Below are 25285 nucleotides of genomic sequence, written 5' to 3'. Positions count from 1 at the left end.
ACGATTGTGGTTCACAATCGAGTGTTTGCCGCCGGCAACTGGTGCCGAGGGCATCCAAAAACAGAAAGACGAAAAACGGAGGTTGTCAGAGGCTGGCTCGGCCATCCAAGGGTGACGACGCCTGGGCCGAGTGGTAGCGGCGCGGGATCCGCCCGGCCAGCAAGGCTCCCCGCCCAGCCGTCACGGCGTCGCGCATCGCGGCAGCCATCAGCGCCGGTCGCTCGGCCCGGGTGACGGCGGTAGCCAGCAGTACGGCGTCGCAGCCCAGCTCCATCGCCAGCGTCGCGTCGCTCGCCGTACCGATGCCCGCGTCGAGCACGATCGGCACCTTGGCCGCCTCGACGATCATGCTGATGTTGTGCGGGTTGCGGATCCCCAGCCCCGACCCGATCGGCGAGCCGAGCGGCATCACCGCCACACACCCGACCTGCTCCAGCCGCCGAGCCAGGATCGGGTCATCGTTCGTGTACGCGAGCACCGAGAACCCATCAGCCGCCAAGGTCTCAGCCGCATCCAGCAGCTCCACCGGGTCAGGCAGCAGCGTGTGGTCGTCCGCGACGACCTCGAGCTTGATCAGGTCGGTCTGCAAGGCCTCCCGCGCCAACCGCGCAGTGAGCACCGCTTCACCGGCAGTGAAGCATCCAGCAGTGTTGGGCAGTACTGCGATGTCGTGCTTGCGCAGCACATCGAGGACGGACCCCTGCTGGCTCGGGTCGAGCCGCCGCAGCGCCACCGTCGTCAGCTGAGTACCGGACGCGACCAGCGCCTCCTCCAGTACTTCGAGACTCGGCGCCCCGCCGGTACCCATCACCAGCCGCGACGTGAACTCTCGGCCCGCGATCACCAGGGTGTCGTCACTCATTGTTCCTCCTCAACCGCCCTGGACCGCGGTGAGGATCTCCACCCGGTCGCCTTCGGCCAGCGTCGTCCCGGGCCACTCTGTCCGGGTCACCACGGCCTCGTTCACCGCCACCGCCACACCGATCGGGCTGCGCGCCCAGCGCTCGACCACATCGGCCACAGTCGTCCCAGCGGCGATCTGCTCAGTACTGCCGTTGACGAGCACGTTCATGGCGCCACCTTAACTTCGGTGAAGCGGCTTGCTTGGAACGGTCTCGCAAGGGAGGGAAGGACGCCGGTATGGACCGTCTCGGCGATGATCTGTGCGGTAATCGGAGTCAGCAGTACTCCGTTGCGGTAGTGCCCGGTCGCCCACAGCAGGCCGTCGATGCCGGACGGTCCCAGGATCGGCGCGTTGTCGGGCGTCGCCGGCCGCAAACCGGCCACTGCTTCCACAAGCTCCAGCTCGTCCACCAGGGGCAGGATCATCCGCGCATCCCGCAGCAGCGCGAACACCCCACCAGCGAGCACCCGGGTGTCGTAGCCAAGCTCAGAGGTGGTCGCCCCGACCACCAGCTCGCCACCGGGCCGCGGTACGAGGTACACGGCGAACCCGCGAGCAGTAGCCCGCACCGTGTGGCTGAGAGCAGGCCTGTACGCCGGAGGCACCCGTAGTCGCAGGATCTCGCCCTTGAGCGGCCGGACGGGGATGCGGAGCTCTGCCGGGAGGCCGTCCAGCTGGGATGACCAGGGGCCGGCTGCTGCGATGACCTGGCCGGCGTGGATGGCTGACCCGTCTTCCAGCTCGACGCCGACTGCCGTAGTACCGGTGATCAGGACTCGGTCGACTCGTTGGCGGACCAGCTCGACCCCTGACAGCTCACAAGCTCGGAGCAGGGTGGAGACGGCTTGGCGGTTGTCGACGGAGTGGTCGCCGGGGACCCAGACGCCGGCGGTGACTCCCGCGGCGAGCAGAGGCTCGCGTTTGCGGGCCTCCCGGCCGGAGAGCTCCTCGACCTCCAGGCCGAGCCTGCGCTGGTAGTCGGCCAGCCGGCGGATCGCGGCCGCGTCGTCGACGTCGTACGCGACTGAGAGAGTTCCGGTGCGGTGGAGGCCGGCCGGCTCGCCAGTGAGGGCTTCCAGCTCGGAAGCGAAGGCGGGCCAGGCGGCGACGCTGGCCAGGTTGAGGGCGAGCAGTTCGTCCTCGCCGTACTCGACCTCGGTCACCGGGGCGAGCATGCCGGCGGCGACCGAGGACGTCTGGCTGCCGGGTGTCGGGTCACATACCGTCACCTGGATACCGTCTACAGCGAGTCGCCAGGCGGTGGCGAGACCGATCAGCCCCGCGCCGATGATGACGACATCGCAGGTTCGCTCAGCCATGCCGCCAAGACTACGTGTGTATACACATGGCAGGCTGACCCTGTGACTGAGCACACCGCTGACGCCGGACTGCGTGACCGGCTGGCCGACGCCCACCTCTACCTCTGTACGGACGCACGGGAGAAGCAAGGCGACCTGGAGCAGTTCCTGGACGCCGCGCTGGCCGGTGGCGTCGACATCGTGCAGCTGCGGCAGAAGGACCTGGAGGCAGCAGACGAGCTGGCGCACCTGGAGGTGTTCGCCGACGCCTGCAAGCGGCACGGCAAGCTGCTCGCGGTCAACGACCGCGCCGACATCGCCTTCGCCGCGGGAGCCGACATCTTGCATCTCGGCCAGCGGGATCTTCCGGTCCGGGCCGCGCGGGCCATCACGGGGATGGAGCCGGTGATAGGCCGCTCCACTCACACCTTCAGCCAGGTGAACGCCGCTGTCGATGAGCACGGCTCCGACTACTTCTGTGTCGGCCCGACCTGGGCAACCCCGACCAAGCCTGGTCGTGCGGCCGCCGGGCTCGAGCTGGTCTCGTACGCCGCCAGTCGCCAGCCCGCCAAGCCGTGGTTCGCCATCGGCGGGATCGACCTCGACAGGCTGGACGAGGTGGTCGAGGCGGGGGCGACGCGGGTGGTCGTCGTGCGGGCGATCACTGAGGCGGATGACCCGGCCGCGGCGGCGGGGGAGTTCAGCCGGCGGTTGCGGGGCGCCGGATGATGAACAACCCGAAGGCCGCGCGGATCATCGCCGCGGTCGTGATCGCGATGATGGTGATCACGCTCGCCGCCTCTCTGCTCGGCTGCAGCGCTTCAGGCTCCGGTACGGCGACCAAGTCCGAGTCGGTCAAGACCCAAGCGACCAAGGCGGGCAAGGACCCGGTCAGTGGGCTTCGGTACGTGTCGGCCGCCGAGCTGCCGAAGGAGGCGCGGCAGACGCTCGCGCTGATCGACAAGGGCGGGCCGTACCCGTACAGCCGCGACGGGATCGTCTTCGGCAACCGCGAGAAGATCCTGCCGAAGCAGAGCAACGGGTACTACCACGAGTTCACCGTGAAGACTCCGGGCGAGAACGACCGCGGCGCACGCCGGATCATCACCGGTCGGAGCGACGAGCGTTACTACACTGACGACCACTACAAGTCGTTCCGCCGGATCCAGGAGGACGGATGACTGAGCTGCGCACGCTGTTGAGCGACGGCTTGCGCCCGGGCGTCTACCGGTGGCACTCCAAGCTCACCCACGACCAGGTACGCCGTAGTGTCACCGCGGCCGGCTGGAACTTCGTGCTGCTCGACACCACGAGCGTGCACGACAAGACCGGCTTCCTGGACGTCTGTGCGACCGCGTTCGACCTGCCGCGCTGGTTCGGGCGCAACTGGGACGCACTGGCCGACTCGCTGAGCGACAGGTCGACAGGGGAGCCGGAGGTCGTCCTCTGGGACGGTTGGCGGGAGCTGCTCGACCATGACCACGACACGGTCGACGTGGCGCTCCAGATCTTCGCCGAAGACGCCAACGAGTCAGGACAACTGCGGGTGCTGCTCCGCGAGGCCGACGACGTACCAGACCTGGTCAGCGAAGTACCGGTCCTCTAGGCAGACCAAACCGTGCCGGTACGCCGGTACTGAAGGCCACGTGGTCTGGCGGCCGACTGCCGAGGTCGCCTAGCCCGACTGAGGCGAGCAGGCCGTGATCCTCGAAGGTCATGAGCTCTGCTCGGTGCAGGACCCAGGGCGGGTGCTCGTTGGGCATGTACCAGGTGCGGCCTGCCTTGCTGAGGTGTAGACCCCAACGGGCGGTCAGAAAGTGCTCCAGTGGGCCGAGCTCGATCCGGTCGCCTACCTGCGTCTCGATCGTGCTGCTGGCCTTGATGCGCGGCCAGCGGAGCGTCGAGGTGTAGGTGTGCCAGCCGCCGTCCTGGTTGTGCTGCATGCGGGCCCAGCGATAGGGGATGCCCAGGGTGCTGCGCGATCCGGCCACTAGTGGGAGCCAGTTGGTGTCGAGGCTGAGGAAGACAACGCCTCGACGGCCGGTGGCGTCCACGGAGTACAGGCGGACGTTGGTCTCCAGGAACGACCGGAACATGACCATGCGGAAGGGCACCAGGCCGACATACGTCCGTCCCTCGAACGTGTCGGGCCTGGTGCCCGCCGGGAAGTACTGGGCGACCCTGGCCGGCTCAACTGCCCAGTGGATGAAGGACAGGTCGAGCCACCGCTGCCTGAGCACCCGCGGCCGGGCGAGCTCAGGTGCCTGCGGCCAACTCATGCAGGCAATCTAGTCCTGCCTGGTCCGGTACGAACCGCAGCTCCCGCCCGCGATTCGCCTCCCGCACCCAGTCCCGGAACGGCTTACTGGCCGCTTCATGCGCGGACACATCGCCCAGCACGACCAGGCCCATCCGGTAGGTGACGAACTTCTGCACGATCGCGCCCGCCAGCCCACTGCTCAGCTGGAAGAACTCAGCGGGCAGCAACTCGACCGGTACGACCAGCCACTCGGCCTGATGCCAGTAGTGCGCGTCCGCAATGGCGTCGACCGCGTCCTGTTCATTGGCGATGGCTTTGGTCGCGCGATAGGTGCGCAAAGTACCGTATCCTTCCCTTAGATTTGATCTATAGGGAATTCTAAGGCATATGATGAGGATCTAGCGTGTTGTTTTCGGTCGAGCAGGTGGCGGATCAACTCGGGCTGCACGTGCGGACGGTGCGCAACTACGTCCGTGACGGCAAGCTGAACGCGGTCCGGATCGGGAAGCAGTACCGGATCAGCCCCGGCGATCTCGAGGCGTTCACGGGGATCCCGGCCGCCGCCGACGGCGGCGGCGCGAGCGATCGGCGGGTCGAGGTGTCGAGCATCGTGCAGGTCGACGCGATCGACCGGGCAGGGGCGGACCGGATCAGCACGCATCTGCATGCGGCGGTCAATCAGGGCGGGCTCGGGCGGCTGCGGGTCGAATCGGCGTACGACGAAGACCGCAGCAGCCTCAAGCTGATCATCCTCGGCGATCCCGAGGTGACTGCCGACCTGCTGCGGACCGTCAGCCTGCTCGCGAAGGCCTGACGCTCAGCGCCGGTTCAAGGCTCAGAGGTGGCGGGCGGTGGCTGCGATGGCCAGGTCCGCCAGGGCCTTACGGGAGGTCTCGTCGTCGATCGGGGCGCGGTCCAGCGCGTCGAGGGCGTCCTCGGTGCGATCGGTGATCAGGTCCTCGCAGGCCTGGACCGCACGGCTGTCCTGCAGGATCTCGCGCAGCAACTGGATCTCGTCGTCATCCAGATCCGCCCGCCCGAACAGCCGGTCGAACTCGGCCAGCTGCACCTCCGACGCGTGCTCCACCGCGTACGCCGTGAGCACCGTCCGCTTGCCCTCCCGCAGATCGTCCCCGGCCGGCTTCCCGGTCAGCGCCGGATCCCCGAACACACCCAGCAGGTCGTCCCGCAACTGGAACGCCTCACCCAACGGCAGCCCGTACGCCGAAAGCGCATCGATCAACTTCTGTCCGCCCCCACCGAGGGCCGCGCCGATGTGTAGCGGCCGCTCAACGGTGTAGGTGGCAGCCTTGTACCGCAGGACGCGCAGTGCCCGGTCCATGTCGGCCTCACCCGACGCCTGGGCGACCAGGTCCAGGTACTGCCCGGCCGTCACCTCCACCCGGACGGCGTCGAAGAACTTGGAGGCAGCCGCCAGCGAGGCAGCGTCGAACCCTGACGTGTGCAGCATCTCGTCGGCCCAGATCAGGCAGAGATCGCCGAGCAGGATGGCAGCGCCGATCCCGAAGCCGACCGGGTCGCCGCCGTTGCCGGTCTTCTCCGACCTGGCCCGCTGCAGCGCCTCGAAGCGACGATGGGCGGCCGGTGCTCCCCGGCGTACGTCGGAGGAATCCATCACGTCGTCGTGGACGAGCGCGCTGACGTGCAGCATCTCCAGGCTGGCCGCGGCCTTCAGGATCGGCTGCTTCGGGTCGCCGCCGGCTGCCCGGAATCCCCAGTAGCAGAAGGACGGTCGCAGCCGTTTGCCGCCGCTGGTCGCGTCGCGGGCGGCGAGGACCTGTTCCTCGAGCTCCGGTCCGATCGCGGCGAGCCGCACCTGCTGGACGTCCAGGAACGCGGTCAGGGCGTGCTGGATCTCGGTCGGGATGTCTGCGTCGGCATACACGTCTCGGAGAGTAGTCGGTCCGCGCGCGGACCCCCACGCCCCGGGTAGCCTTGACCTCATGGCAACCGGTCTCCCGTCCACCCTCCCGGGCAGTACGCCGACGATCCGCGAGCTGTTGTCGGGCGACCAGCCATCGTTCTCCTTCGAGTTCTTCCCGCCCAAGACGCCCGAGGCGGAGGAGGTGCTGTGGCACTCGATCCGCGAGATCGAGCAGCTGCGGCCGACCTTCGTCTCGATCACGTACGGCGCCGGCGGCACCACTCGTGACGGCACGATCCGGGTCACCGAGCGGGTCGCCCAGGACACCTCGCTCACTCCTCTCGGGCACCTGACCTGCGTATCCCACTCGCGCGACGAGCTCCGTTCGGTCGTCGGCGCGTACGCCGGGGCCGGCGTGCGCAACGTGCTCGCCCTGCGCGGCGACCCGCCGGGTGGCCCGGCGCAGCCGTGGGTCGCGCATCCCGAGGGGCTGAACCACGCGATCGAGCTGGTCGAGCTGGTGCGCGAGCTCGGCGACTTCTGCGTCGGCGTGGCGGCCTTCCCCGACAAGCATCCGGAGGCGACGGACCTCGAGACCGACGCCCGCGTCCTGGCGGCGAAGGCGGCGGCCGGCGCCGACTACGCGATCACCCAGATGTTCTTCGGCGCGGACGACTACTTCCGGCTGGTCGAGCGGGCCTCCGCGCTGGGCTGTGACATCCCGATCCTGCCGGGCATCATGCCGGTGACCAATATCAAGCAGATCGAGCGGATGGCGCTGCTGACCGGGATGGCGCTGCCCAAAGCCGTCACCGATCGGCTGGAGGCGGTCGCCGAGGATCCGGCGGCGGTCCGGGCCGTTGGGATCGAGATCGCCAGCGAGCTGTCCGACGCGCTGCTCACCGGTGGTGCGCCCGGCATCCACTTCATCACGCTGAACCGTTCGACGGCGACCCGTCAGGTGTTCCGCAATCTACAGCCGGCGGTTGTCTAGACGCCCTATCCTGATCCGATGGCTGACCCGTCGGATCTCCTGATCGACCGCACCCTGGTACTGCTCCGGCATGCGAAGGCGGTGCCGCCCGAGTCGATGCCCGACCTCGAGCGGCCGCTCGCCGATCGCGGCCGGGCCGACGCCGCCGCGGCAGGACGCTATTTGGTTGCCCAGGGCATCGAAGCCGAGTTGGTCCTGTGCTCGCCGTCGATCCGCACCAGGGAGACCTGGCAGTACGCCGCTGAGGCCGGCGCGGTGGCGACCGATGTCTGGTACGACCGGCGGATCTACAGCGCCGGCACGGAGGAGCTGCTCCAGGTCATCTACGACGTCCCGGCCGAGGTCCGGACGGTGGTCGTCGTCGGCCACGCCCCGGGCATCCCGTGGCTCGCGGACGAGCTGGCGCTGGACGGCACCAGCCCGAACCGCGTCGAGCTCACCCAGAAGTACCCGACCTCTGGGCTGACGGTCCTGCACACCACCAGCCGCTGGGCCGACCTGGGTGCGGATGACGCCGACCTGGTCGACTACGTCATCCCACGCGGTTAGCCTGCCGGCCTAGAAGCCGGGCAGGTGCCATTAGCGGGCAGCTTGCCGGTCAGCCAGTACTTCGCCGCCGGTACGTCGGTACACGGGTTGTCGGTGAACAGGTACGACGCATGGTTGCCACCGGCATCGACGAGCAGCCGCGAGCCGGGTAGCACGAGTTGCATCCGCTGCGCGCCGGCCAGCGGCGTCGGGCCGTCGTACCGGCCCTGGAGCAGCAGGATCGGCGGGACCTTGCTGGAGCCGATCCGCCCGGCCTTGGCGGGACCGACGGGCCAGAACGCGCAAGGGGCGCTGTACCAGGTGTTCAGCCACGCGTAGTGGGGCGCCTGGCGATCCGAGCGCACAGTGTCGCGGTGCCAGCGGGACCAGGTGGGTGGCCAGCCCTTGTCATTGCAGTTGTAGGCAAGCTGTGCCGGGTCGACTCCCAGAGCCAGCTGGTCGGCCGCGGACAGCAGTCCTTCCGGATCTCCCTTGAGGTACTGCGTCACGGCCTCCAGCAGGGTCGGCCAGGAGTCCTCCGTGTACATGCTGGAGGCGAGCATGTCGTCGAGCTCAGGCTTGCCGACCTTGCCGCTGACGGGCTTGGCCGCCAGCCGTGCCCGGATCCCCTCCCAGGCCTTGGCAACGGCCTGCCCGGTCTTGCCGAGGTGGTAGGTCTTGTCGTTGGCAGCAACCCAGGCGAACATCTGCTGCGTGCGCTTCTCCAGCGCGACGTTCTGCTCGAAGCCTGACTGATAGGTGCTGACCAGTGGGTCGACGACGCTGTCCAGGATGAACCTGCCCGCGTGCTGCGGGAACATCGTCGCGTAGGTCGCCCCTAGCTTGGTGCCGAAGCTGTAGCCGAGGTAGTCGATCTTCTGCTTGCCCAGTGCGATCCGGATCCGGTCCATGTCCCGGGCGGCGTTCTCGGTGGTGATGTACGGCAGCAGCCACTTGGCCTTGGCTCCGCACTGGTCGGCCACCTTCTTGGCCAGGGCGACCCGCTGCTGCTCCTGCTTGGCATTGGCGGGCTTGTAGGGCAGCGCCGGGTGGGGGCTCAGCTTGGTCAGGTCACCGCAGTCCACCGGTGTACTGGCGCCGACACCACGCGGGTCGAAGCTGAAGACGGAGTACTGGTCGGCTACTGCCTGGGGGAGTGCGGCGGAGACGAGCTTCTCGGTGCCGATCCCCGAGGCACCCGGGCCGCCCGGGTTCACCAGCATGAAGTGCGGTGAGCTCAGTGAGCCGTTGGCCGACAGCGTCAAGGTGATCTGCCGGCCAGTGGGCTTGCTGTAGTCCAGCGGCACCAGCAGCTTGGCGCAGTACACGCCGCGAGGTGCGCCCGCGGAGTCCGGGCACGCACCCCACTTCAGCTTCGGGGTCGCCGCACTCGCGGCGACCAGTGGCGTGCTGAGCAGCACGGTTGCGGCAACGAGTGCCGCACACCGCGTCAGGTGGTTCTTCGTCAAAGCGCCGCTCTACTTCCTTCTCAGGAGGCGCGGGCGGGCAACCAGTGGGTAGTGCTGTTGATGGTAATCATCCGTTGGGTCGCCCGGGTCAGGACGACATACAGGGCCCGTACGCCGCCCAGAGTGTCGCTGACGATCCGGTCCGGCTCGACGACCACAACTGCGTCGTACTCGAGGCCCTTGGAGTCCAGCGGGCTGAGCGCGACGACCCGGGAGTCGCCCAGCTCGGCGAGGACCGAGTCGATGGCGGGTCGTAGTACCGGCGGGACGATGACGCCGACCGTGCCCTCGACGAGCGCGAGCAGCTCGCCTGCTGCGTCGGCGGCCGCCTCGGCGACCTTGCCCGCGTCGAAGATCCGGTGCTCCGGATCCACGCCGGTCTGGCGTACTGCGTTCGGTAGGTCGGCGTCTGGGATCTGCTGCCGGATCACCTCGCCGGCGAAGGCGTAGATCTCCGCCGAGTTCCGGTAGTTCGTCGAGAGCCGGAACGTGTGCCGCTGCAGGTGCGACAGCATCGAGTCCATGGCGGCGCGCGCCTCGGCCGGGTCAGGCCAGGAGCTCTGTGCCGGGTCGCCGACGATCGTCCAACTCGCCTGCGGGCCGCGACGCGTCACCATGCGCCACTGCATGGGGGAGAGGTCCTGTGCCTCGTCCACCAGCACGTGCGCATACTCATCCGGCTCCTCGGCCTCAGCAGCCGCGATCGCCCGCTGACGCCGCTCAGAGGTCGTCAGTACTTCGTTGACGCCGTCCGAGAGCCCCTCAAGCCAGTCGAACTCCTCGTCCTTGCCAGCCTCGACCACTGGCGGCCGTCCGAGCAGGTTGCCCAGCTCATCCAGCAGCGCGACGTCCGCGATGGTGAACTCGTTCGTACTCCGAATAGCCGCCGACAGCTGGTCGATCTCGGTCGTAGTGAAGTCTCCCCGCGACCAGCGCTGTGCCCGCCGGGAGTCGCCCAGCCAGCGCAGGACGGAGCCCGGAGTGAGCACCGGCCACCAGGCCGAGAAGAACTGCTTGTACGCCGGCAGGTCCGTGACGATGTCGCCGAACGACTCGCGGTCGGCGTAGACGCCGTTGCGCAGGTCATCGGGGAACCGCTGCCACAGCGCGGCCACCAGGCCCTTGCGAGCTTCCGAGCCGGCCTTGTTGCGCGGTGTGCGGCGCAGGGCGTTGCGGCGGACGTTGTCGAGCTGGTTCGCGTCCAGCTCGACGGTCGCGCCGTTGATGAATACGCGCAGGTTGGTGGGCGCATCGGGCACCCGGTCGCGTGCTGCCCGGGAGAGCAGGCCGGTCATCCGCAGGGAGCCCTTGATGGCTGCTACGTCCGCCTGGTCGACAGCGGTCGCGCGAACGCCGTCTACGAGCTCGCCGACGGCCCTGAGGGAGACGGTGTTCTCGCCGAGGCTGGGGAGCACCCGCTCGATGTAGGCCATGAAGGCGGCGGACGGGCCGACCACCAGGACGCCGCCGCGTTCGAACCGCCTGCGGTCGGAGTACAGGAGGTAGGCGGCGCGGTGCAGCGCCACGACCGTCTTGCCGGTGCCGGGGCCGCCGCCGATGACGGTTACGCCGCGGGCTGGCGCCCGGATCGCCTCGTCCTGCTCGGCCTGGATGGTGGCGACGATGTCACGCATCGTGTGGCCACGGGCACGCGACAGGGACGCCATCAGGGCACCCTCGCCCAGTACGGGCAGGTCTGAGGGGGAGCGTTCGGGGGCGAGCAGGTCGTCCTCGAGCCCGGCGATGCGGGGGCCCTTGTTGCGCAGTACGCGGCGGCGGACGACCTTCAGCCGGTCGGTCGCGGTAGCGCGGTAGAACGGCTCGGCGGCCGGGGCACGCCAGTCGATGACCAGCGGCTCGTACTCCGCGTCGCGGACGCCGATGCGGCCCACGTACAGGCTCTCGAGGTCCGCTGCGGCCGCTACCGGCTCGGTGTCGTCGCCCTGGTCGGAGTCGAGCCGGCCGAACACCAGTCCCTCGTGCTCGGCGTCCAGCTCGGCGATCCGGCGGGCGGCGGCGAACACCAGTACGTCGCGCTCGTACAGACCGGTCTGCTCCTCGTCGCGGACCCGGCCGACGTTCTGGGCCTGACCGCGCTGGTGCCCTTCGACCGCGATCCGGGACGCGGACCGGGCCGCTTCGGCGACCCGCTCGTAGACCCGGTCGACGTGCTGCTGCTCGGCCTCGAGCTCAGCTCGCTCGACGTTCTCGAGATCGGTCGACGTGGGGGATTGATCCACCGGGGTCCTCTCTACTGCCGGGACACCTCCCCGACACGGCACACATGAACGGTCAATCTTAATGCGCCGCGATCAAGCCTTGCCGACGGCGTCCGCAACGATGGCCGCACCGAGCGTGGTAGCGGGCACTCCGACGCCTGGATGGGCGCCCGCGCCGACGCAGTACAGGCCCTTGATGGGAGAGGCGTTCGCTGCCCGACGCCGGGCGGTTTTGTAGCCCTCCCAAGCCACTCCTGCCCACCAAGAGGGAGAGGTCTGCCGGGAGACGACCTTGTCCCGGATGTGGAGCCCCCTGGCGACCAGGAGATCTAGTACGTCGTCTGTGGGGTAGCCGTGGACCAGTACTGACCAGGCCTGATGCCCTGCGGGAGCCTGTCCGCCGGTGCGGACCACTACCGTCGGCTTGCCGTGCAGAACGGTCTCGAAGGGCAGGGACGGCACTGGGTCCTTGAGACCTAGGTGGACGACGTACGCGGCCTGGGCCTGGTGGGTGGAGAGCACCTTACGGCGGACCTTCTTGGCCTGAGGGTCGTCGACCAGTTGGCCGTAGAGGTCGCGGGGGTCGATGTCGCTGACCACTACCTCGGCAGGGAGCGTCTTGCCGTCCGCCAGTCGGACACCGGTCACCTGTCCGTGGTCCGTATCGACTCCGACGACCTCTGTGTTGGCGTGGATGTCGATCTTGCGTTCACTCGCTCGCTGCGCCAGAGCGTCGGCCAGTACGCCGAATCCGCCGTCGATGGTCCAGCGGCCGAAAGTGCGCTCCAAGTAGGACCAAACGCCGACATACCCGGGCGTGAGCTTCGGGTCGGAGCCGTGCTGGATCGCGTAGTAGCGCAGTACCGCGCGGGCACGCTCGTCGTCGAGGCTGCGCTGGGCAGTGCGCTCCAGCGACTGCCATGGCTTGAGGCTGCGGATCGCCGCCAGGGGAAGCTTGTCCATCAGCGGCGGCTCCAGCGAGGACTTGCGCAGGATCTGCCAGGTCTCGCCGTACTTGTCGACCAGGTCCGTCCACTGCTTCGCCGTCTTGTCGTCGGCGAGGTGTGCCCAGGCATCTGACTGCAGTGCTCGGTCGCCGACCGGCAGGTCGAGAATCGAGCCGTCGCCGAACAGGTGACGACGCGGCTCGGTGATCGGCTCCAGTTGGGCCAGGCTCTCGATCGGACGGCCGCTCTTGCGGAACAGGTCACGCAGGGCGGCCGGGAGCGTAGTACTGGCTGCTCCTGCGTCCCAGCTGAAGCCGTCGGCCTCTACCCGGCCCAGGGCGCCGCCCAGGCGGTCATCCTTCTCGCAGACGGTGACTTGGTGGCCGAGCTTGGCCAGCCGTACGGCGGTGGCGAGACCGGCTAGGCCGGCCCCGATGACGATCACGCGGGCCATCAGACTGCACTGCTCCCAGTTGCTGGATTGCTGTTTCTCTCCCGCCAGGCGCGGAACCTGGCGAGTCCCCGGCGGATCGCGCGGAACGCGAAGTACACCGAGATCAGCCCGATCAGCAGCAGGATCGCGGCGATGATCAGGGCTGCGGTCGGGTGGAAGGCCGCGAGCGAGACGACACCGGCCACCGCGACGTCCTCACCGGACGAGGCGGCGATGTTGGTGACCGGCTCGGGGGAGGTGTTGATCGCCAGCCGCAGGCTCGACTTCACCGTGTGGGACAGCAGCGCGACCACGCCGCCGGTGGTCGCGATGACGGCCTGGTGCAAGCTGCTCGCCTGACCGGCCAGCAGGGCGGCGATGATGGCGCCGACGGTCGGCCGGATCAGGGTGGAGATCGCGTCCCAGGCCGAGTCGATGTACGGGATCTTGTCGGCGACGAACTCGAAGGCGAACAGGGCGCCGGCCGCGATCAGCACCCCGTTGGTGGTGAGCGCGTGCGGCACGTCGTCGACACCGGCGAACCGGCCGAGCAGACCGAGGATCAGCACGCAGGCGTAGGCGTTGATACCGCTCGCCCAGCCGGTCGTGAACGCCAACGGCAACGCTTCCATGGCCCCTCGCTTGTCGTCAGAATCGAACGCTCTGACCTCAAAAATGGTTAACCGTTGACATCCGGTCCCGCGCGACCCAGAGTGAACGGGTTGCCGGTCTGAGTGACCGTAGTCCCATCAGGGTCAGGGAGAACAGAACATGCGTCGTCGTCCGAAGATTCTCGCCGCACTGGCAGTGGTAGCGCTGCCCATCAGCATGACCGGCGTGTCGTCTGGTGGTCCACCCGCGGCGACCGCTGCCACCCCGGGTCCCGCGTCCGCCACATCAGCCTCCGCGGCTGAGGCGTTCCGGTCCGCGTCGGCCAAGTACGGCGTACCGGAGTCCGTACTGATGGCTGTGTCGTACGCCGAGACCCGGTGGGACGACCACCAGGGCAAGGCGAGCACGTCCGGCGGGTACGGGCCGATGCACCTGACGGCTGTGGCTCCGACTGAGCTCATGGAGCGGTCGAGTGGCGAGCAGTTGGCCAAGGGGGAGTCGCTGCGGACGCTGTACACCGCCTCGAACCTGACTGGGCTCGACCCTGTTGCGCTGCGCAATGACACCGCTGCCAACATCGCTGGTGGTGCAGCACTGCTCGCCTCCTACCAGCGGTCGCTGAATCTGCCTGTGGGCGCTTCTACCTCCGCTGCCTCTTGGTATGGGGCTGTGAGCACCTATGCCGGCGCAGCGGACCGCACTAGCGCCGCAGGCTTCGCCGACGACGTCTACGCGATCCTGGCGCGCGGTGCAGCCCGTACTACGAACACCGGCCAGCAACTCGTCATGCCGGCGCTCAAGGTAACGCCGGACAAGGCGCAGTTGGCCAAGACCGCTCTTCCGGTAGCCAAGGCGGCGGCTGCTGCGACTCAGTGCCCGAAGCAACTGGCTTGTGAGTCGCTGCCGGCGCCGTACTCGCAGTACGGGCCGGGTGCTGGTGACTACGGCAACCATGACCTGGCGAACCGGCCGGAGACGGGCAAGATCGACTACATCGTCATCCACGACACCGAGGGCGGCTGGCAGGGCACTCTGAACCTGATCCAGGACCCGACGTACGTGTCGTGGCAGTACACGATGCGCTCGTCCGACGGGCACGTCTGGCAGCACGTGAACGCCAACGACGTCGCCTGGCACGCAGGCAACTGGTACGTGAACATGCACGCCATCGGGATCGAGCACGAGGGCTTCGCCGCCCAGGGCGCGACCTGGTACACCGAGGCGCTCTACCGCAACTCGGCCAAGCTGGTGAAGTACCTGGCCAAGCAGAACAACATCCCGCTCGACCGGGCACACATCATCGGCCACGACCAGGTGCCTGGCACGGTGCCGTCGACAGTCGCGGGCATGCACTGGGATCCGGGACCGTACTGGGACTGGGAGCACTACTTCGACCTGCTGGGCGCGCCGATCTACGGGCACAGCGTCTTCCCGGTCAAGGCCGGCACCACTGTGACCATCAAGCCCGGCTTCGCCTCCAACCAGCAGGTCGTGACCGACTGCACCACTGCTGGCCAGCCGTGTGCGCCGCAGGGGACCAACTTCGTGTACCTGCGCCAGGCGCCGGACGACGCGGCCCCGCTGGTCAAGGACATCGGTAACCGGCCGAGCGGTGCCGACTCCACCACGCAGGTGTCGGACATCGGCGGGCGTGCGGCTGCTGGCTCGCAGTATGTGGTGGCGGAGCGCTCGGGCGACTGGGTGGCCATCTGGTACCTGGGTGCGAAGGCCTGGTTCAAGAGTCCTGTCGGCGCGCCTGACGCCTTCGCCAAGCCGGGGCTGGTGGTGAAGCCCAAGGAGGGTAAGGCTTCGGTGCCGGTCTATGGGCGGGCATACCCGGAGCAGGCCGCTTATCCGGCGGGCATCCCTTACCAGGCCGTCACGCCGCTGCAGTACTCGATCAGTGCGGGGCAGGCCTACCCGGTGGGCGACGCGAACATCGAGACGGACTACTACCGCGCTACGACGTTCGCTGGGCAGCCGCCGACGGATCACGTGCAGGTGCTCGGCAAGGACCGCTACTACCAGATCTGGTTCGGCCACCGGATGGCATACGTCCGCGCTGCTGACGTGGACTTGAAGCTAGCCTACTGAGCATGCCCTATGACGAAGCCGTCCAGCGTCTGCTGGACGGCTTCGTCGCGTCTCTGCCGTCGGTGGTGCCATTGCGTGCTCTATGGCTGCATGGGTCGCTTGCTTTGGGCGACTATCAGGTCGGGGTCAGCGATCTGGATCTGATCGCTGTGCTCGATCGGCCTGTTGGTGATGCTGCTGCTTTGCAGGCGCTTCATCGGTCGCTGGAGGTGGCGCACCCGTTGGCTCGTGGGCTGCATTGCAGCTACCTGCTGGTCTCGCAGCTGGGCGACTCGTCGCTGCGGCATCCGACCTGGGCGCACAGCGAGTACTTCTCGCGACCGGTGACTGCGGTGACCCGGCGCGAGCTGATGCTGGGTGATCTCAGCATCTACGGCCCAGCGCCGTCTTCCTTGCTTCCGGCAACTACTGACGAGGAGCTGGCGGCGTTCATCCGGCAAGACCTGGAGACGTTCTGGTACCCGGCCGCCCGTCGATGGAAGAGATGGTGGGCGGACGTCTGGGTCGACCTCGGGCTCATCACAGTCGCCCGCGCCGGCGTGACGTTGGCCGACGGCCGCCTCATCACCAAGCGCGAAGCGCTTGAGCTCCTACCGTCGCTCGGCGCCCCGACAGCGGTGGTCGCAGACATCTACCACCGCCGCTATGGCCCTGCTGCGCCGCCCGCCAAGGCTCAGCGCGACGGCGCGCCGCGACGCAATCCGATCTCACGGGTCCGGCGCGGCTTCGCAGCGCGGCGCTTCGTCCGTTCGACCATCGACGGTCTGCTCGGGCCCGGCTAGTTGACCGTGATCGGAGTGCCGTTGGTGAGCTTGAGCAGTTCGGCGTACGAGGTCGGGAAGACCGAGTGGGGGATGCCGGCGGCGGCCCAGACCTCGGCGTACTGGTCGAGGGTGGTGTCGACCAGTGTGCGGACCTGCTGCGGATGCCCGACCGGGGCGACCCCGCCGATCGCCTGGCCGGTGTGTTCCCTGACGAACTCCGGTGTCGCGCGGCGGAGCTTGGTGATGCCGAGCTCGGCGGCGACCTTCGCGGTGTCCACCCGGTGCGCGCCGGAGGTCAGGATCAGTACGGGTGCGCCGTCGCCGTCGAAGATCAGGCTGTTCGCGATCGCGCCGACCTCACAGCCGAGCTCCTCGGCCGCCGCGGCCGCGGTCGGTACGGCGTCGTCGAGGATCTTGATCTCACCGGTGGCGCCGGCCGCCGCCAGCGCGTCGGCCACCAGTTGGACATTGGGATGAGTGCTCACGGACGAAACCCTACTCATAGATGCTGATCAACTTGCGGTATGCCTTGGGATTGCTCAGTACGCCGGTGTTGTCGGCGAACTGATCGATCGCGCCGACCAGGCCGAGCTCCCGCACCTTCTGGTCCTTCACCGCCTTGAGGCTCGCCTCGGCGAAGCGCCCGGCATGGAGCACGATCGCCGGCCGCTCGTGGAACTGGTGCGGCTCCACGTCGACGGCGTCCGTCAGCCTCAACGCGTTGAACCGGATCGCGGCCTTGCGGTACGCCGATGTCAGCGCGCGCTCGCGTTCGTCGTGGGTGCCGGCTTCGAGCGTGTCCTCGAGATCGCGATCCAGGCCGTCAGGGTGGCCGAGCCGGCTGAACGCGGTACCGAGCCACTTCGTATAGGGCGCGTAGGTGCGCTCCATCAGCAGGGCGAGCCGCATCAGGTCGCGGACGAGCCGGGCGGCGACGACGCGCGAGCCGAGCTCGTCGCCGACCTCTGACGTGCGTTGGACGAAGGTCTCTTCCTCGGCGATCCGGGACCACTGGCAGGCGATCATCCAGCGCCAGAGGTCGTCCGGGTACCACCGGAGCTCGTCCCGTACCACCTGCAGCCGGCCGTCATCGGCGTACACCTGGCCGGCGACCACCCCCAGCAGCTTCTGCTGTGGGGTCACGAGCCAGTCCTGGAGGCTCAGGTGGCGGCCGTTGAGCACGCCTAGGTGCTCCTCGAGCCAGGCGTCGATGGTGGTGACCGTGATGTGGTGGATCGGCTCTTGGGTGTCCCAGCCGAAGCGCACGGGATGACCTCGGTACTCGTCCGGCAAGCCTGTCTCGATCGCCGTGGTGGCGTGGTCCACCTGGTAGGCATCGACGAAGACGTGCAGGCGCGGACCCCAGCCGTGGTCCATCGAGCGCTCGGTGTCGTAGCCGAGTACGTCCGAGCCCCAGCCGAGGAGGCCTGCGGCGTAAGGGATTCCGGCGAGCAGCGGGCGGATGATCTCGTCGTGGAAGCCCTGGCTCAGGGTCCGCGCGGAGATGAAGGCGCTGCCGGTGGTCATGGGGTGACAGTAGTTCGGGGGAGTGGGTGGTCACATCCGGTTTTCGATGAATTCCGGGGTCTGGCTTTGTCTGGTTTCAGGTCAGCTCGGCGGCGCCGAAGGAGACGTTGAAGCGGTTGCACCAGATCGAGACGCTGGTCAGGGCTTTCAGGTCGACATCTTTGGGGATCTCGTAGTTCTGGTTGCCTTGGTTGCCTTTGAGCTGCCCGAGGCTGCGGTACCTGCCGTCGTCGAAGACGTGCCAGCCTCGTTTGCCGTCGAGCACCTTGGCGTCGCTGAGCCAGACCTCGAGGTCGGGGCCGTCGGAGGTGTCGAGGGCCTCCAGGCGTAGTACGCGGGAGCCGTCGGGCAGTTCGAGGATGGCGGCCGTGCCGGTCGTCTTGTGCTCGTGGCTGATGAAGGTGCCGGAGGTGAGTCTTCTGGGCGTCTTGGGCCGGGTCGCGGAGGGGGTTGGCCGGCGGTCGCCGGAAATTGTCGGTGGCGGCACAGAGGATGTGGTCATGGAGATCGGATCGGCGCCCGGAAGCGCTTCGTCGACCACCTTGCCGGTGAAGAGCCGCCAAGGCTGGAAGAGCGGCAGTGCGACGGCCGCGACCACGGCGGCGACCGCCACGGTGGCGACGGCCAGGGTACGGCGGCGGGTGCTCGGCATCGATCGGCTCCAGTCCGTCACCCGGCGGATCCGGGCACTGGATCCAGTCTGGCGGCGGGAGCCCGCGCCGCGGCCCGCCCGCCGCTTACGTCCCGTTGACGATTGCCGACGGGCAGGGTTACGCTTTCAGTGTTCGAACAGATGTTCGATTGCCGCAGATCCGGTTTCGTCGGGAGAGCGGGCAGTGGCGATCGGGACAGCTGAAGGACTCCGGTGCGGAGTTGCGGCCGCATCGGTAACCGGTGGTCCCGGTGGGCCGGGCGCCGAGGTGGACCTCGACCCCCACCTGGCGCCCACCCACCGGGCCGCTGACCAGGGGAAGAAGTTCGCGCACAGGAGGCGATGCGGTATGTGGGAGTTCGATGAGTCCGTCGAGGTGCGTTCAGACGTCGTGGACGGGATCGAGACTCCACAGCAATTCCTGTGGCGCGGGCGGTTGTGGCGGGTCTGCGCGGTCGAAGCCCACTGGGTGGAGACGGCGGCCTGGTGGGAGCGTGGCGTGATCGGCGCCGGCGTGGGTGCTGCGACGGCCACCGCCGTGGCGGGATCGTCCGCCGCCGTCGGGGTGCTGGACGCGGATTGGGGGCCGCAACGGGCGGTCTACCGCGTGGAGGCGGGGTGCGGCCGGCACGGCCGGCGGGAGATGTTCGATCTCGCGCACGACCCGGACTCCGGACGTTGGCAACTGGAGAGGGTGACGGACCGATGACAGTTTCACCGGTTTCGCCGGCAGCAGCCGGCTCGGCCAGCCGCGATCTTTCCCGGGCGCGTACGGCGCTCGCCGAGGCCCGCGAGGCCGACGACCACCTGATCCGCTACTCGAGTGCCCACGTGGCCGCCCTCCGAGTCGCGGCCGCGGTGCTCGCCGTCCGCGCCCGCCCGGTCCGCTCCGGCGCCCGCCGTCGCATCCAGCGCAACGCCTGGGTGTTGCTCTCCGAGGTCGCCCCCGAGTTCGGCGAATGGGCGTCCTTCTTCGCCGCCGGCGCCACCCAGCGCGCCGCCGCCGAAGCCGGCCTCGAGCGAGCCGTCACCACCCGCGAGGCCGACGACCTGGTCCGCGCCGCCGAAACCTTCTACGACCTGGTCGAGTCCAGCCTCAACCTCACCACCCAGCCCGTCCTCCCCAGAGCCTACGACCCCCAGTCGGTCCTAGCCCAACCCTGGATGCAGGCCAGCTAACCGCCGCTCCACCCCAATCAGCGCCCGCGGGTCCCCGTCCCGCGGGCGCTCACCCATGCCCACCCCACGCATTCACCCCACGCACCCGGCGCGTCTGCTCCTGTGTCGCTTCCGCTCTGGGTGCTCCCGCCCGCCCTCGGCTGGGCGCTCCTACGTCGTGCGATGTGGCCACGGCCGTCGTCACCTAGTCGCTGGCCAGCAGGTGTTCGAAGCGCTCCCCTGGGGCAAGTGCCCCGGCGTATCCGCTGCACTGCTCGTGCGTCCTCACCAGCATCGGGTACACGAGTGGGTTGTGATGGTTGGCCGCCTTGGTGGGCGGGGCGTACAAGCGATTGCGTGCGGGTGGGGAGGATTTTCGCGGGACCTTGGGAGGGGATTGGCCCGAATCGGGGGTATTTGCCTCCCCGGTTGCAACTGGCCGGGCTTCGACCGCGTGGTTGGGTTGAGCGCCGTCGAGAGCGGGGTGATGGATGCCGGGTGGTCGAGTGTTCGCCTGGGATGGGGTGCTCTGGCTGGCGGGGGGAGACCGCTAGATCGGAAGGTCGAGTGGGACGCGGAGGTCGGGGCCGTCGTCGTTCAGGAGTACGGAGGCTTCTGCGGCATGGGCGCGGTACAGGCGTAGGGGGGTAGGGGCTTGTAGCTGTTCGGGGGTGAAGGTGGTCAGGTCTGGGTGGCGGCCGCGGTAGATCTCGGTGCAGCGGGCGAGGTCGGAGTTGTCGACCTGTTCGGCATGGGCGGTCAGATAGACGGCTTCGGCGTGGAAGACCGGTACCTGGGAATCGAAGATGACGATGGCGACCTCGGGGCGATCGGTGAGGTTGGTGGAATGGCGGCTGTCGGGGCGCGAGACCCAGTAGAAGTCGATGCCGCCGTCGGGGGTGAAGTACACCGGAGAAACCCACGGCCGACCGTCGTGGTCGGCGGTGGCAAGGGTCAGATAATTGTTGGCGTCGATGATTCGGCGGGCGGTGTCCTGGGGAGTCATTGGCCCTCGCTCGTCTGATGTGAGTACGAGTTGTCAGCGATCTGGATGTCTGTACTACCGGTGAAGACGAACAGTGGCGCGGTGTACGGCGGCCGGCCTGGTCCGTCGATGGGGCGGATCGTGTTGGTCGTGAAGTGGAAGCCGGCGACGCTCTTGGCGTTGACCAGGGTGAGGTCGCCGACGTCGAAGGTGTTCTCGGTGACCGTGATGTTGCGATGCACCGGCTTGGCTGGGTCGACGTCGCGGTTGGTCGGTTCGACGAGGATGACCGGATCGGCGGGCCTGATGAACGAGTTGCCGCGGATGGTGACGTCCGTGACCGAACCCGATTCGTACCACTGGTAAGCGTCCGCGGAGATGAAGATGCTGGCCATCGACATCGCCTCGAAACGGTTGCCGGTGATCAGTACCGGCTTGCGGGTCGTGACGAGTACGCCGCGGGTCGGCACGTTGCGGAAGACGTTGCCGGAGATGACGACCGACGGCGTGTAGGTGATGTTCTCGGCGACGGTGTTGCCGATCTCGACATCGTCGGGCAGTGGCCGGTCGAAGGTGACGGTCATCGTGGTCAGCGGTTTCGCATGGTCCATCCCGCTCGGCCCGTCGACAGCGACGACCACGGCCCGGCCGCTCTCGAGTGGCGACATCGTGAGCTTGTCGACGAACTCCACCTCGTCGCCTGGATAGAACTGCGGGAAGCCGGCCGTCTGCGGGTGTTCGTAGCCGAGGGTGAGCGTGTCCGGTGACGGGATCCCGACGACCTCGAGGTACGTGCCGTGGATGTTGATCGGGTCGTCGTGCGGGCCGTCGAACACGCAGTCGGTGATCGTGATGTCGCCCTTGATGCCGGACAGCTGGACGAAGTCGGCGAACGAGGCGGTGGTACGGCCGGAAGCCGGGTCGGGCGTGAAGTTCACCTGGTCGATGGTGATGTTCTCGCTGAACTGCCCGACGACGCCGAACGTCTGCAGGTAGTGGGCGTCGATCGACCGTAGGATCACGTTCGACGACTCCCAGATGAAGGCGCCCGGCTCCTCGCGTTCGATCAGCCGCATCTGGTAGACGAGGCCGGCGTCGTCCGGTCGGGCGGCCGTCGCGTAGTCGATGCGGATCTGGCCGTCGCCGAGATCGAGCAGGCCGGCGACGTCGGTGAAGAGCGGGTTGTCGTCGCGCCAGGTGCGTTGCGCCGCCGGGTCGTGGATCTGGGTGTACTCGAGTCCATCGGTGCCCGACCAGTACGGCGTACCGGTGGCCGGGCTGATCTCGCCGAGCCAGGTCAGGTGAGTGCCGTTTACCTCGTACGGGCTGCCGGCGGGCACCGACAAGATCCGGTACGCGCGGCCGTCGGTCACGCCCGCGTCGGCGACCGTGACGTCGACAACCTTCGGGGCGGCGTAGTCGAAGGAGAAGTTCGTGAAGGTCACGTCCGTCGAACGGATCGCCGCGAACGCGGTCTGCAGTCCGTGGTAGACGAGCTTCGCGCCACGCCCGTCGACGATGACGTCGTGCATGTCCTCGACGAGCAGGCCGATCTTCTTGTCGCGGTAGCGCTGGTCGGCTCCGACGGTGTTGGAGACGTACAGCTCACGCGTCTCCGCCTGCTCGGGATAGAGCTGGAAGGTGCCTTCGGAGAAGACGATCCGTACCGGGCGGCCGAGGGTCTTGGCGTGCCGGAAAGCTGCGGCGACCGCCGGTGCGGAGTCGGTCCGCCCGGTCGGGTCGGCGCCGAAGGCAACCACATCGACAAGCTCCGGTACTGACGCCATGGCCACCATGATCCTTGGCCCGGGCGGTCGCGGGAAAACCGGTGTCGGTCGATGGACGACCGCACCTACGCTCGGCCGGGTGAAGCCGCCGCCGATCCGCCCCGAAGCGATCCAGAACTGGCTGGGCGGCGACGCGGTCGTCGTCGGGATCGGGCGACGGGTGGCACTCACCGGTGGCGCGACGGCGAGGGTGATCGAGCGGGTCGAAATCTTGTACCGGACAGGGGAGTGCTCCTGTCAGGTCGAGGTGGTTGCCAAGCGAGCGACGGCGGGTGAGGTGGCTGCGCTCAGCAGCTTGGATGTTGTGGACCCGGTGTTCCCGGAGTTGATCGACCGCGGTGTCGATGAGGACGGGCCCTGGATTGTGGTGCCGTTCGAGGTTGGCGGGGCGATCGGGTGGACGGTCGAGCCGCCAGGGGTTGTGTACGCCGCGCTGGCACGACTACATCTGCGACACCTCGGCCGGGTCGATGAGTTGCCGGCTGAGATCCCGAAGGTCGATGAGCAGTTCCTGCGATCGGCGTTCACCGGGTTTGCGCCGGCTGGCATCGCCAAGGCGGTGGCTCAGCACGGACAGCATGCGGTGCTCGATCGGGCGCTCGAGATGCTCGCGCGGTTTGCTGAGGAGGAGCGGCTGTTGCTCGGGTTGGAGGTGTTGCCGGCGACGCTGATCCACGGCGATGTGTACGGCGACAACGTCATCGCGAGCGAGCCGTCGCCGCGGTTGATCGACTGGGGAGTGCGCGGGTCGGGCCGGGGATGCTCGATGTGGTGATGGCCGGGCGGAGGGCCGGGATGGCGGCGTACAAGGAAGCCTGGATGAAGGAGGCCGGTACGCCGATCGACGAGTGGCTGGCGGCGACGGGGGCGGCGTGGGCGACGGCGGTGAGCAACGCGACGTTCGTCGGGGCGACTGCGGAACGGTCGGTGGAGGTTGCCGAGTTGATGGTCGAGGAGGCCGAGGAAGCCGTCGAGCGGCTCGGCGAGTTGCTGTCACGTCGCCCTTGAAGGCTGTCCCGCCGGGGGTGAAGAGGCGGTGGTGGTGAGGAGGGTCGGTGCTCGGCCAGTAGGGTGTGGCTCGAAGTGGTGTTGTCGCGAGAAGGGCTTCAGGATGGTCGACCGACGTCGGCGCTCGGTGCGAACGGCGCTGGTCGCCGAGGCTCTGCGAGTGGCACTTGCGGGCCGGGCTCGTATCGACCCCGGAGCAGGTCTGGACATCGTCGATCTCGGCGGTGGTACCGGTGGATTCGCTGTCCCGTTAGCAGTTGAGGGGCACCGCGTCACCGTCGTCGACCCCAGCCCCGACGCGCTCGCCTCGCTCGAACGGCGTGCGGCCGACGAGGGTGTGAGCAAGCTCGTCCGTGGTGTCCAGGGGGATGCCGCCGAGCTCCCTGAGGTCGCGGGGGAGTCGACTGCCGACGCAGTCCTCTGCCACGGCGTGCTCGAGGTTGTCGACGACCCGGTTCAGGCGCTGCAGGCGATGGCGTCCGTACTACGGGAAGGCGGGGTACTCAGCCTCCTGGTTGCCCAGCGCAACGCCGTCGTATTGGCTCGCGCGCTGGCCGGCCACCTCACCGAAGCTCGCGTCGCGCTGCAGGACGCCGACGGGCGCTGGGGTCCGACCGACCCGATGCCCCGGCGCTTCGACGAGGCGGGCATCATCGCCCAGCTGGCCGAGGCCGGCTTCATGGTGCACACCGTGCACGGGGTGCGTACGTTCGCCGACCTGGTCCCCGCGGCCTTCGTCGACTCCGAGCCAGGTGCCCCCGAGGCACTAGCTGAGCTCGAGCGAGCCGCCAGCCAGCACCCCGCCTTCCGTGCCCTCGCCCCCCAACTCCACATCCTCGCCACCCGCTGACGCCGGCCGGCCTCTGCGGGTTGGCTGGGTCAATCGTTCGTACTAGTTGGTGGAGCCGCCGGGAATGCCTTTCGGGGCATTGCGTGCTGCTCGGAAGTTGATTACTTGCTGTGTCCGGATGGCGGCGACACGCCGGATGAATACCTGCCTTCCAGCGCTGAAACCGGTGCCGGAGCAGCGGTTACCGTGCGGAGTTGCCGGACCGTGACGCGCGGGACAGGCAGTCAGGGTTTCGTGGACCGCATGGTCGGCCTAGACTGGACTCGGCCTATCGAGATCGCGCTCACCATGGAGGGATCGACGGTGCCCCTCTCGGAAGAAGAGCAGCGCCAGTTCGAGCAGCTCGAACGTGCCCTCGCTGCGGAAGACCCGAAGTTTGTTTCCGCCATGCGAGGCACCAATGTGCGCTTGTACTACAAGCGCCGGGCAGTGCTTGCCGGCGTTGGATTCGTGCTGGGTATTGCCATCTTGATGGCCGGCGCGATCATCCCCAACACCATCATCGGAGTCATCGGCTTCGTCGTGATGGTCGCCTGCCTGTACATCGCGGCGCTGAGCATGAAGCGGATCAGCAACGCGAGCGACGGCGATGACCTGCCGCCGCCTCCGCCGCAGTCCAAACGGCACCGGACCAGACACGATTCGTCCGGCAGCTTCATGGAGCGGATGGAAGACCGCTGGCGCCGCCGCCGCGACGAGGACCTCTGAGCCTCTAGCCGTTCCCGAGCCACACCCGCGCGCCCGCGCCGGGTGTGGCTCTGTCTACGCCAGTACTACGTACGCACGGCCCGGCCTGCGCTGTCGGCTGCCAGTTGGTGCCTGGCTGGGTTAGCTTCCACCCGCCCACCAGATGGCTGGTGGTCCAGTTCCCTGCGGGCGGGTGAAAGCAGTTGTTGTCGAGGAGGCTGCGC

At 68.2% G+C, this 25285-nt stretch carries 29 protein-coding genes; 14 read left to right on the top strand and 15 right to left on the bottom strand.

The window, feature by feature from the left end; translation table 11 throughout:
- Positions 1-85: 85 nt before the first annotated feature.
- Genes ABD768_RS06460 through thiO form a run of 3 tightly spaced genes read right to left on the bottom strand, consistent with a single transcriptional unit; the run spans position 86 to position 2223 of the window.
- A complete protein-coding gene (locus ABD768_RS06460; RefSeq protein WP_343968566.1) occupies positions 86-862 on the bottom strand; it encodes a thiazole synthase in 777 nt (258 codons plus the stop codon).
- A 9-nt stretch (positions 863-871) separates the two neighbouring features.
- On the bottom strand, positions 872-1072 hold the full coding sequence (gene thiS / locus ABD768_RS06455; RefSeq protein WP_343968564.1) for a sulfur carrier protein ThiS: 201 nt from the start codon (positions 1070-1072) through the stop codon (positions 872-874).
- Positions 1069-2223 carry a glycine oxidase ThiO gene (thiO, locus tag ABD768_RS06450; protein ID WP_344838312.1) on the bottom strand — a complete coding sequence of 385 codons (1155 nt, stop codon included), beginning with the start codon at positions 2221-2223 and terminating at the stop codon, positions 1069-1071. The genes thiS and thiO overlap by 4 nt, the downstream gene beginning before the upstream one ends.
- A 42-nt stretch (positions 2224-2265) precedes the next feature.
- On the opposite strand from thiO, the gene thiE reads away from it, so the two are divergent.
- The 3 genes from thiE to ABD768_RS06435 are packed head-to-tail and all read left to right on the top strand — an operon-like array spanning position 2266 to position 3808.
- Entirely contained in the window at positions 2266-2931 is a 666-nt protein-coding gene (gene thiE / locus ABD768_RS06445) for a thiamine phosphate synthase (protein WP_343968561.1), read from the top strand.
- Positions 2931-3383: a guanyl-specific ribonuclease gene (locus tag ABD768_RS06440; protein ID WP_343968560.1), complete on the top strand. Its 453-nt coding sequence runs from the start codon at positions 2931-2933 to the stop codon at positions 3381-3383. Before thiE ends, ABD768_RS06440 begins: the two co-directional genes overlap by 1 nt.
- Positions 3380-3808 carry a barstar family protein gene (locus ABD768_RS06435; protein ID WP_343968559.1) on the top strand — a complete coding sequence of 143 codons (429 nt, stop codon included), beginning with the start codon at positions 3380-3382 and terminating at the stop codon, positions 3806-3808. The genes ABD768_RS06440 and ABD768_RS06435 overlap by 4 nt, the downstream gene beginning before the upstream one ends.
- Here ABD768_RS06435 and ABD768_RS06430 read toward each other — a convergent pair.
- Positions 3786-4481, bottom strand: a complete 696-nt coding sequence (locus tag ABD768_RS06430; protein ID WP_344838307.1) for a YqjF family protein — start codon at positions 4479-4481, stop codon at positions 3786-3788. The genes ABD768_RS06435 and ABD768_RS06430 overlap by 23 nt on opposite strands.
- Positions 4459-4800 carry a DUF4180 domain-containing protein gene (locus ABD768_RS06425; RefSeq protein WP_343968557.1) on the bottom strand — a complete coding sequence of 114 codons (342 nt, stop codon included), beginning with the start codon at positions 4798-4800 and terminating at the stop codon, positions 4459-4461. The genes ABD768_RS06430 and ABD768_RS06425 overlap by 23 nt, the downstream gene beginning before the upstream one ends.
- Positions 4801-4865: 65 nt before the next feature.
- Here ABD768_RS06425 and ABD768_RS06420 point away from each other — a divergent pair, with 65 nt between their 5' ends.
- Positions 4866-5276: a helix-turn-helix domain-containing protein gene (locus tag ABD768_RS06420; protein WP_343968556.1), complete on the top strand. Its 411-nt coding sequence runs from the start codon at positions 4866-4868 to the stop codon at positions 5274-5276.
- Between the two features lie 21 nt (positions 5277-5297).
- On the opposite strand, the gene ABD768_RS06415 is transcribed toward ABD768_RS06420, so the two are convergent.
- Complete coding sequence (locus tag ABD768_RS06415; protein WP_344838302.1) at positions 5298-6368, bottom strand: polyprenyl synthetase family protein; 1071 nt, start codon at positions 6366-6368, stop codon at positions 5298-5300.
- Positions 6369-6426: 58 nt separating this feature from the next.
- On the opposite strand from ABD768_RS06415, the gene metF reads away from it, so the two are divergent.
- Complete coding sequence (gene metF, locus ABD768_RS06410; protein WP_344838299.1) at positions 6427-7341, top strand: methylenetetrahydrofolate reductase [NAD(P)H]; 915 nt, start codon at positions 6427-6429, stop codon at positions 7339-7341.
- An 18-nt stretch (positions 7342-7359) separates the two neighbouring features.
- Complete coding sequence (locus ABD768_RS06405; RefSeq protein ID WP_344838295.1) at positions 7360-7890, top strand: SixA phosphatase family protein; 531 nt, start codon at positions 7360-7362, stop codon at positions 7888-7890.
- Here ABD768_RS06405 and ABD768_RS06400 read toward each other — a convergent pair.
- The 4 genes from ABD768_RS06400 to ABD768_RS06385 all read right to left on the bottom strand — a co-directional run bounded on the left by ABD768_RS06400 (position 7887) and on the right by ABD768_RS06385 (position 13569).
- Entirely contained in the window at positions 7887-9338 is a 1452-nt protein-coding gene (locus ABD768_RS06400) for an alpha/beta hydrolase (RefSeq protein WP_344838292.1), read from the bottom strand. The two genes, ABD768_RS06405 and ABD768_RS06400, sit on opposite strands and share 4 nt — an antisense overlap.
- A gap of 20 nt (positions 9339-9358) precedes the next feature.
- Positions 9359-11578, bottom strand: coding sequence for a HelD family protein (locus ABD768_RS06395; protein ID WP_343968546.1), 2220 nt, complete (start codon positions 11576-11578; stop codon positions 9359-9361).
- A 72-nt stretch (positions 11579-11650) separates the two neighbouring features.
- Positions 11651-12958 (bottom strand): phytoene desaturase family protein, encoded by a 1308-nt coding sequence (locus ABD768_RS06390; protein ID WP_344838288.1) that lies wholly within the window; start codon positions 12956-12958, stop codon positions 11651-11653.
- Positions 12958-13569, bottom strand: a complete 612-nt coding sequence (locus tag ABD768_RS06385) for a DUF4126 domain-containing protein (protein ID WP_344838285.1) — start codon at positions 13567-13569, stop codon at positions 12958-12960. Before ABD768_RS06385 ends, ABD768_RS06390 begins: the two co-directional genes overlap by 1 nt.
- Positions 13570-13708: 139 nt before the next feature.
- Between ABD768_RS06385 and ABD768_RS06380 the strand changes: the two genes are divergently transcribed.
- Both ABD768_RS06380 and ABD768_RS06375 read left to right on the top strand, forming a co-directional pair.
- Positions 13709-15643 carry an N-acetylmuramoyl-L-alanine amidase gene (locus tag ABD768_RS06380; protein WP_344838282.1) on the top strand — a complete coding sequence of 645 codons (1935 nt, stop codon included), beginning with the start codon at positions 13709-13711 and terminating at the stop codon, positions 15641-15643.
- A 2-nt stretch (positions 15644-15645) separates the two neighbouring features.
- Entirely contained in the window at positions 15646-16425 is a 780-nt protein-coding gene (locus tag ABD768_RS06375; RefSeq protein ID WP_344838279.1) for a hypothetical protein, read from the top strand.
- On the opposite strand, the gene ABD768_RS06370 is transcribed toward ABD768_RS06375, so the two are convergent.
- The 3 genes from ABD768_RS06370 to ABD768_RS06360 all read right to left on the bottom strand — a co-directional run bounded on the left by ABD768_RS06370 (position 16422) and on the right by ABD768_RS06360 (position 18586).
- Positions 16422-16892, bottom strand: a complete 471-nt coding sequence (locus tag ABD768_RS06370; RefSeq protein WP_344838276.1) for a YbaK/EbsC family protein — start codon at positions 16890-16892, stop codon at positions 16422-16424. The genes ABD768_RS06375 and ABD768_RS06370 overlap by 4 nt on opposite strands.
- A gap of 10 nt (positions 16893-16902) precedes the next feature.
- On the bottom strand, positions 16903-17934 hold the full coding sequence (locus ABD768_RS06365; RefSeq protein WP_344838274.1) for a DUF4037 domain-containing protein: 1032 nt from the start codon (positions 17932-17934) through the stop codon (positions 16903-16905).
- 76 nt (positions 17935-18010) lie between these two features.
- The gene (locus ABD768_RS06360) at positions 18011-18586 is read right to left on the bottom strand and encodes a DM13 domain-containing protein (protein ID WP_344838271.1); all 576 of its coding nucleotides are present in this window, start codon (positions 18584-18586) and stop codon (positions 18011-18013) included.
- 349 nt (positions 18587-18935) lie between these two features.
- Here ABD768_RS06360 and ABD768_RS06355 point away from each other — a divergent pair, with 349 nt between their 5' ends.
- Positions 18936-19295, top strand: a complete 360-nt coding sequence (locus ABD768_RS06355; protein WP_343968530.1) for a DUF6504 family protein — start codon at positions 18936-18938, stop codon at positions 19293-19295.
- Complete coding sequence (locus ABD768_RS06350) at positions 19292-19765, top strand: SAV_6107 family HEPN domain-containing protein (protein ID WP_344838268.1); 474 nt, start codon at positions 19292-19294, stop codon at positions 19763-19765. The genes ABD768_RS06355 and ABD768_RS06350 overlap by 4 nt, the downstream gene beginning before the upstream one ends.
- Before the next feature lie 529 nt (positions 19766-20294).
- On the opposite strand, the gene ABD768_RS06345 is transcribed toward ABD768_RS06350, so the two are convergent.
- Both ABD768_RS06345 and ABD768_RS06340 read right to left on the bottom strand, forming a co-directional pair.
- The gene (locus tag ABD768_RS06345) at positions 20295-20750 is read right to left on the bottom strand and encodes a pyridoxamine 5'-phosphate oxidase family protein (RefSeq protein WP_344838265.1); all 456 of its coding nucleotides are present in this window, start codon (positions 20748-20750) and stop codon (positions 20295-20297) included.
- A complete protein-coding gene (locus tag ABD768_RS06340) occupies positions 20747-22516 on the bottom strand; it encodes a right-handed parallel beta-helix repeat-containing protein (protein WP_344838263.1) in 1770 nt (589 codons plus the stop codon). The genes ABD768_RS06345 and ABD768_RS06340 overlap by 4 nt, the downstream gene beginning before the upstream one ends.
- 79 nt (positions 22517-22595) lie before the next feature.
- Between ABD768_RS06340 and ABD768_RS06335 the strand changes: the two genes are divergently transcribed.
- The 4 genes from ABD768_RS06335 (at position 22596) to ABD768_RS06320 (ending at position 25082) form a co-directional block, all read left to right on the top strand.
- The gene (locus ABD768_RS06335; RefSeq protein WP_344838261.1) at positions 22596-23291 is read left to right on the top strand and encodes a phosphotransferase; all 696 of its coding nucleotides are present in this window, start codon (positions 22596-22598) and stop codon (positions 23289-23291) included.
- Complete coding sequence (locus tag ABD768_RS06330; RefSeq protein ID WP_344838258.1) at positions 23291-23524, top strand: hypothetical protein; 234 nt, start codon at positions 23291-23293, stop codon at positions 23522-23524. Before ABD768_RS06335 ends, ABD768_RS06330 begins: the two co-directional genes overlap by 1 nt.
- Positions 23525-23627: 103 nt before the next feature.
- Complete coding sequence (locus ABD768_RS06325; protein ID WP_343968520.1) at positions 23628-24374, top strand: class I SAM-dependent methyltransferase; 747 nt, start codon at positions 23628-23630, stop codon at positions 24372-24374.
- A gap of 243 nt (positions 24375-24617) precedes the next feature.
- Positions 24618-25082 (top strand): DUF3040 domain-containing protein, encoded by a 465-nt coding sequence (locus ABD768_RS06320; protein ID WP_343968816.1) that lies wholly within the window; start codon positions 24618-24620, stop codon positions 25080-25082.
- The last annotated feature ends 203 nt before the right edge of the window (positions 25083-25285 follow it).

The sequence above is a fragment of the Kribbella ginsengisoli genome, assembly GCF_039537185.1.
Classification (GTDB): Bacteria; Actinomycetota; Actinomycetes; order Propionibacteriales; family Kribbellaceae; genus Kribbella; species Kribbella koreensis.
The sequence above is the reverse complement of the archived record's forward strand: the minus strand, read 5'-3'. Positions and strand labels throughout refer to the sequence as shown.

Bases quoted from the DNA above. Each gene is read 5' to 3' on its own strand.
- ABD768_RS06460 (WP_343968566.1), bottom strand. From the start codon at position 862: ATGAGTGACGACACCCTGGTGATCGCGGGCCGAGAGTTCACGTCGCGG.
- thiS (WP_343968564.1), bottom strand. From the start codon at position 1,072: ATGAACGTGCTCGTCAACGGCAGTACTGAGCAGATCGCCGCTGGGACG.
- thiO (WP_344838312.1), bottom strand. From the start codon at position 2,223: ATGGCTGAGCGAACCTGCGATGTCGTCATCATCGGCGCGGGGCTGATC.
- ABD768_RS06440 (WP_343968560.1), top strand. From the start codon at position 2,931: ATGAACAACCCGAAGGCCGCGCGGATCATCGCCGCGGTCGTGATCGCG.
- ABD768_RS06435 (WP_343968559.1), top strand. From the start codon at position 3,380: ATGACTGAGCTGCGCACGCTGTTGAGCGACGGCTTGCGCCCGGGCGTC.
- ABD768_RS06430 (WP_344838307.1), bottom strand. From the start codon at position 4,481: ATGAGTTGGCCGCAGGCACCTGAGCTCGCCCGGCCGCGGGTGCTCAGG.
- metF (WP_344838299.1), top strand. From the start codon at position 6,427: ATGGCAACCGGTCTCCCGTCCACCCTCCCGGGCAGTACGCCGACGATC.
- ABD768_RS06405 (WP_344838295.1), top strand. From the start codon at position 7,360: ATGGCTGACCCGTCGGATCTCCTGATCGACCGCACCCTGGTACTGCTC.
- ABD768_RS06390 (WP_344838288.1), bottom strand. From the start codon at position 12,958: ATGGCCCGCGTGATCGTCATCGGGGCCGGCCTAGCCGGTCTCGCCACC.
- ABD768_RS06385 (WP_344838285.1), bottom strand. From the start codon at position 13,569: ATGGAAGCGTTGCCGTTGGCGTTCACGACCGGCTGGGCGAGCGGTATC.
- ABD768_RS06380 (WP_344838282.1), top strand. From the start codon at position 13,709: ATGCGTCGTCGTCCGAAGATTCTCGCCGCACTGGCAGTGGTAGCGCTG.
- ABD768_RS06375 (WP_344838279.1), top strand. From the start codon at position 15,646: ATGCCCTATGACGAAGCCGTCCAGCGTCTGCTGGACGGCTTCGTCGCG.
- ABD768_RS06365 (WP_344838274.1), bottom strand. From the start codon at position 17,934: ATGACCACCGGCAGCGCCTTCATCTCCGCGCGGACCCTGAGCCAGGGC.
- ABD768_RS06360 (WP_344838271.1), bottom strand. From the start codon at position 18,586: ATGCCGAGCACCCGCCGCCGTACCCTGGCCGTCGCCACCGTGGCGGTC.
- ABD768_RS06355 (WP_343968530.1), top strand. From the start codon at position 18,936: ATGTGGGAGTTCGATGAGTCCGTCGAGGTGCGTTCAGACGTCGTGGAC.
- ABD768_RS06350 (WP_344838268.1), top strand. From the start codon at position 19,292: ATGACAGTTTCACCGGTTTCGCCGGCAGCAGCCGGCTCGGCCAGCCGC.
- ABD768_RS06345 (WP_344838265.1), bottom strand. From the start codon at position 20,750: ATGACTCCCCAGGACACCGCCCGCCGAATCATCGACGCCAACAATTAT.
- ABD768_RS06340 (WP_344838263.1), bottom strand. From the start codon at position 22,516: ATGGCGTCAGTACCGGAGCTTGTCGATGTGGTTGCCTTCGGCGCCGAC.
- ABD768_RS06330 (WP_344838258.1), top strand. From the start codon at position 23,291: ATGGCCGGGCGGAGGGCCGGGATGGCGGCGTACAAGGAAGCCTGGATG.
- ABD768_RS06325 (WP_343968520.1), top strand. From the start codon at position 23,628: ATGGTCGACCGACGTCGGCGCTCGGTGCGAACGGCGCTGGTCGCCGAG.
- ABD768_RS06320 (WP_343968816.1), top strand. From the start codon at position 24,618: ATGGTCGGCCTAGACTGGACTCGGCCTATCGAGATCGCGCTCACCATG.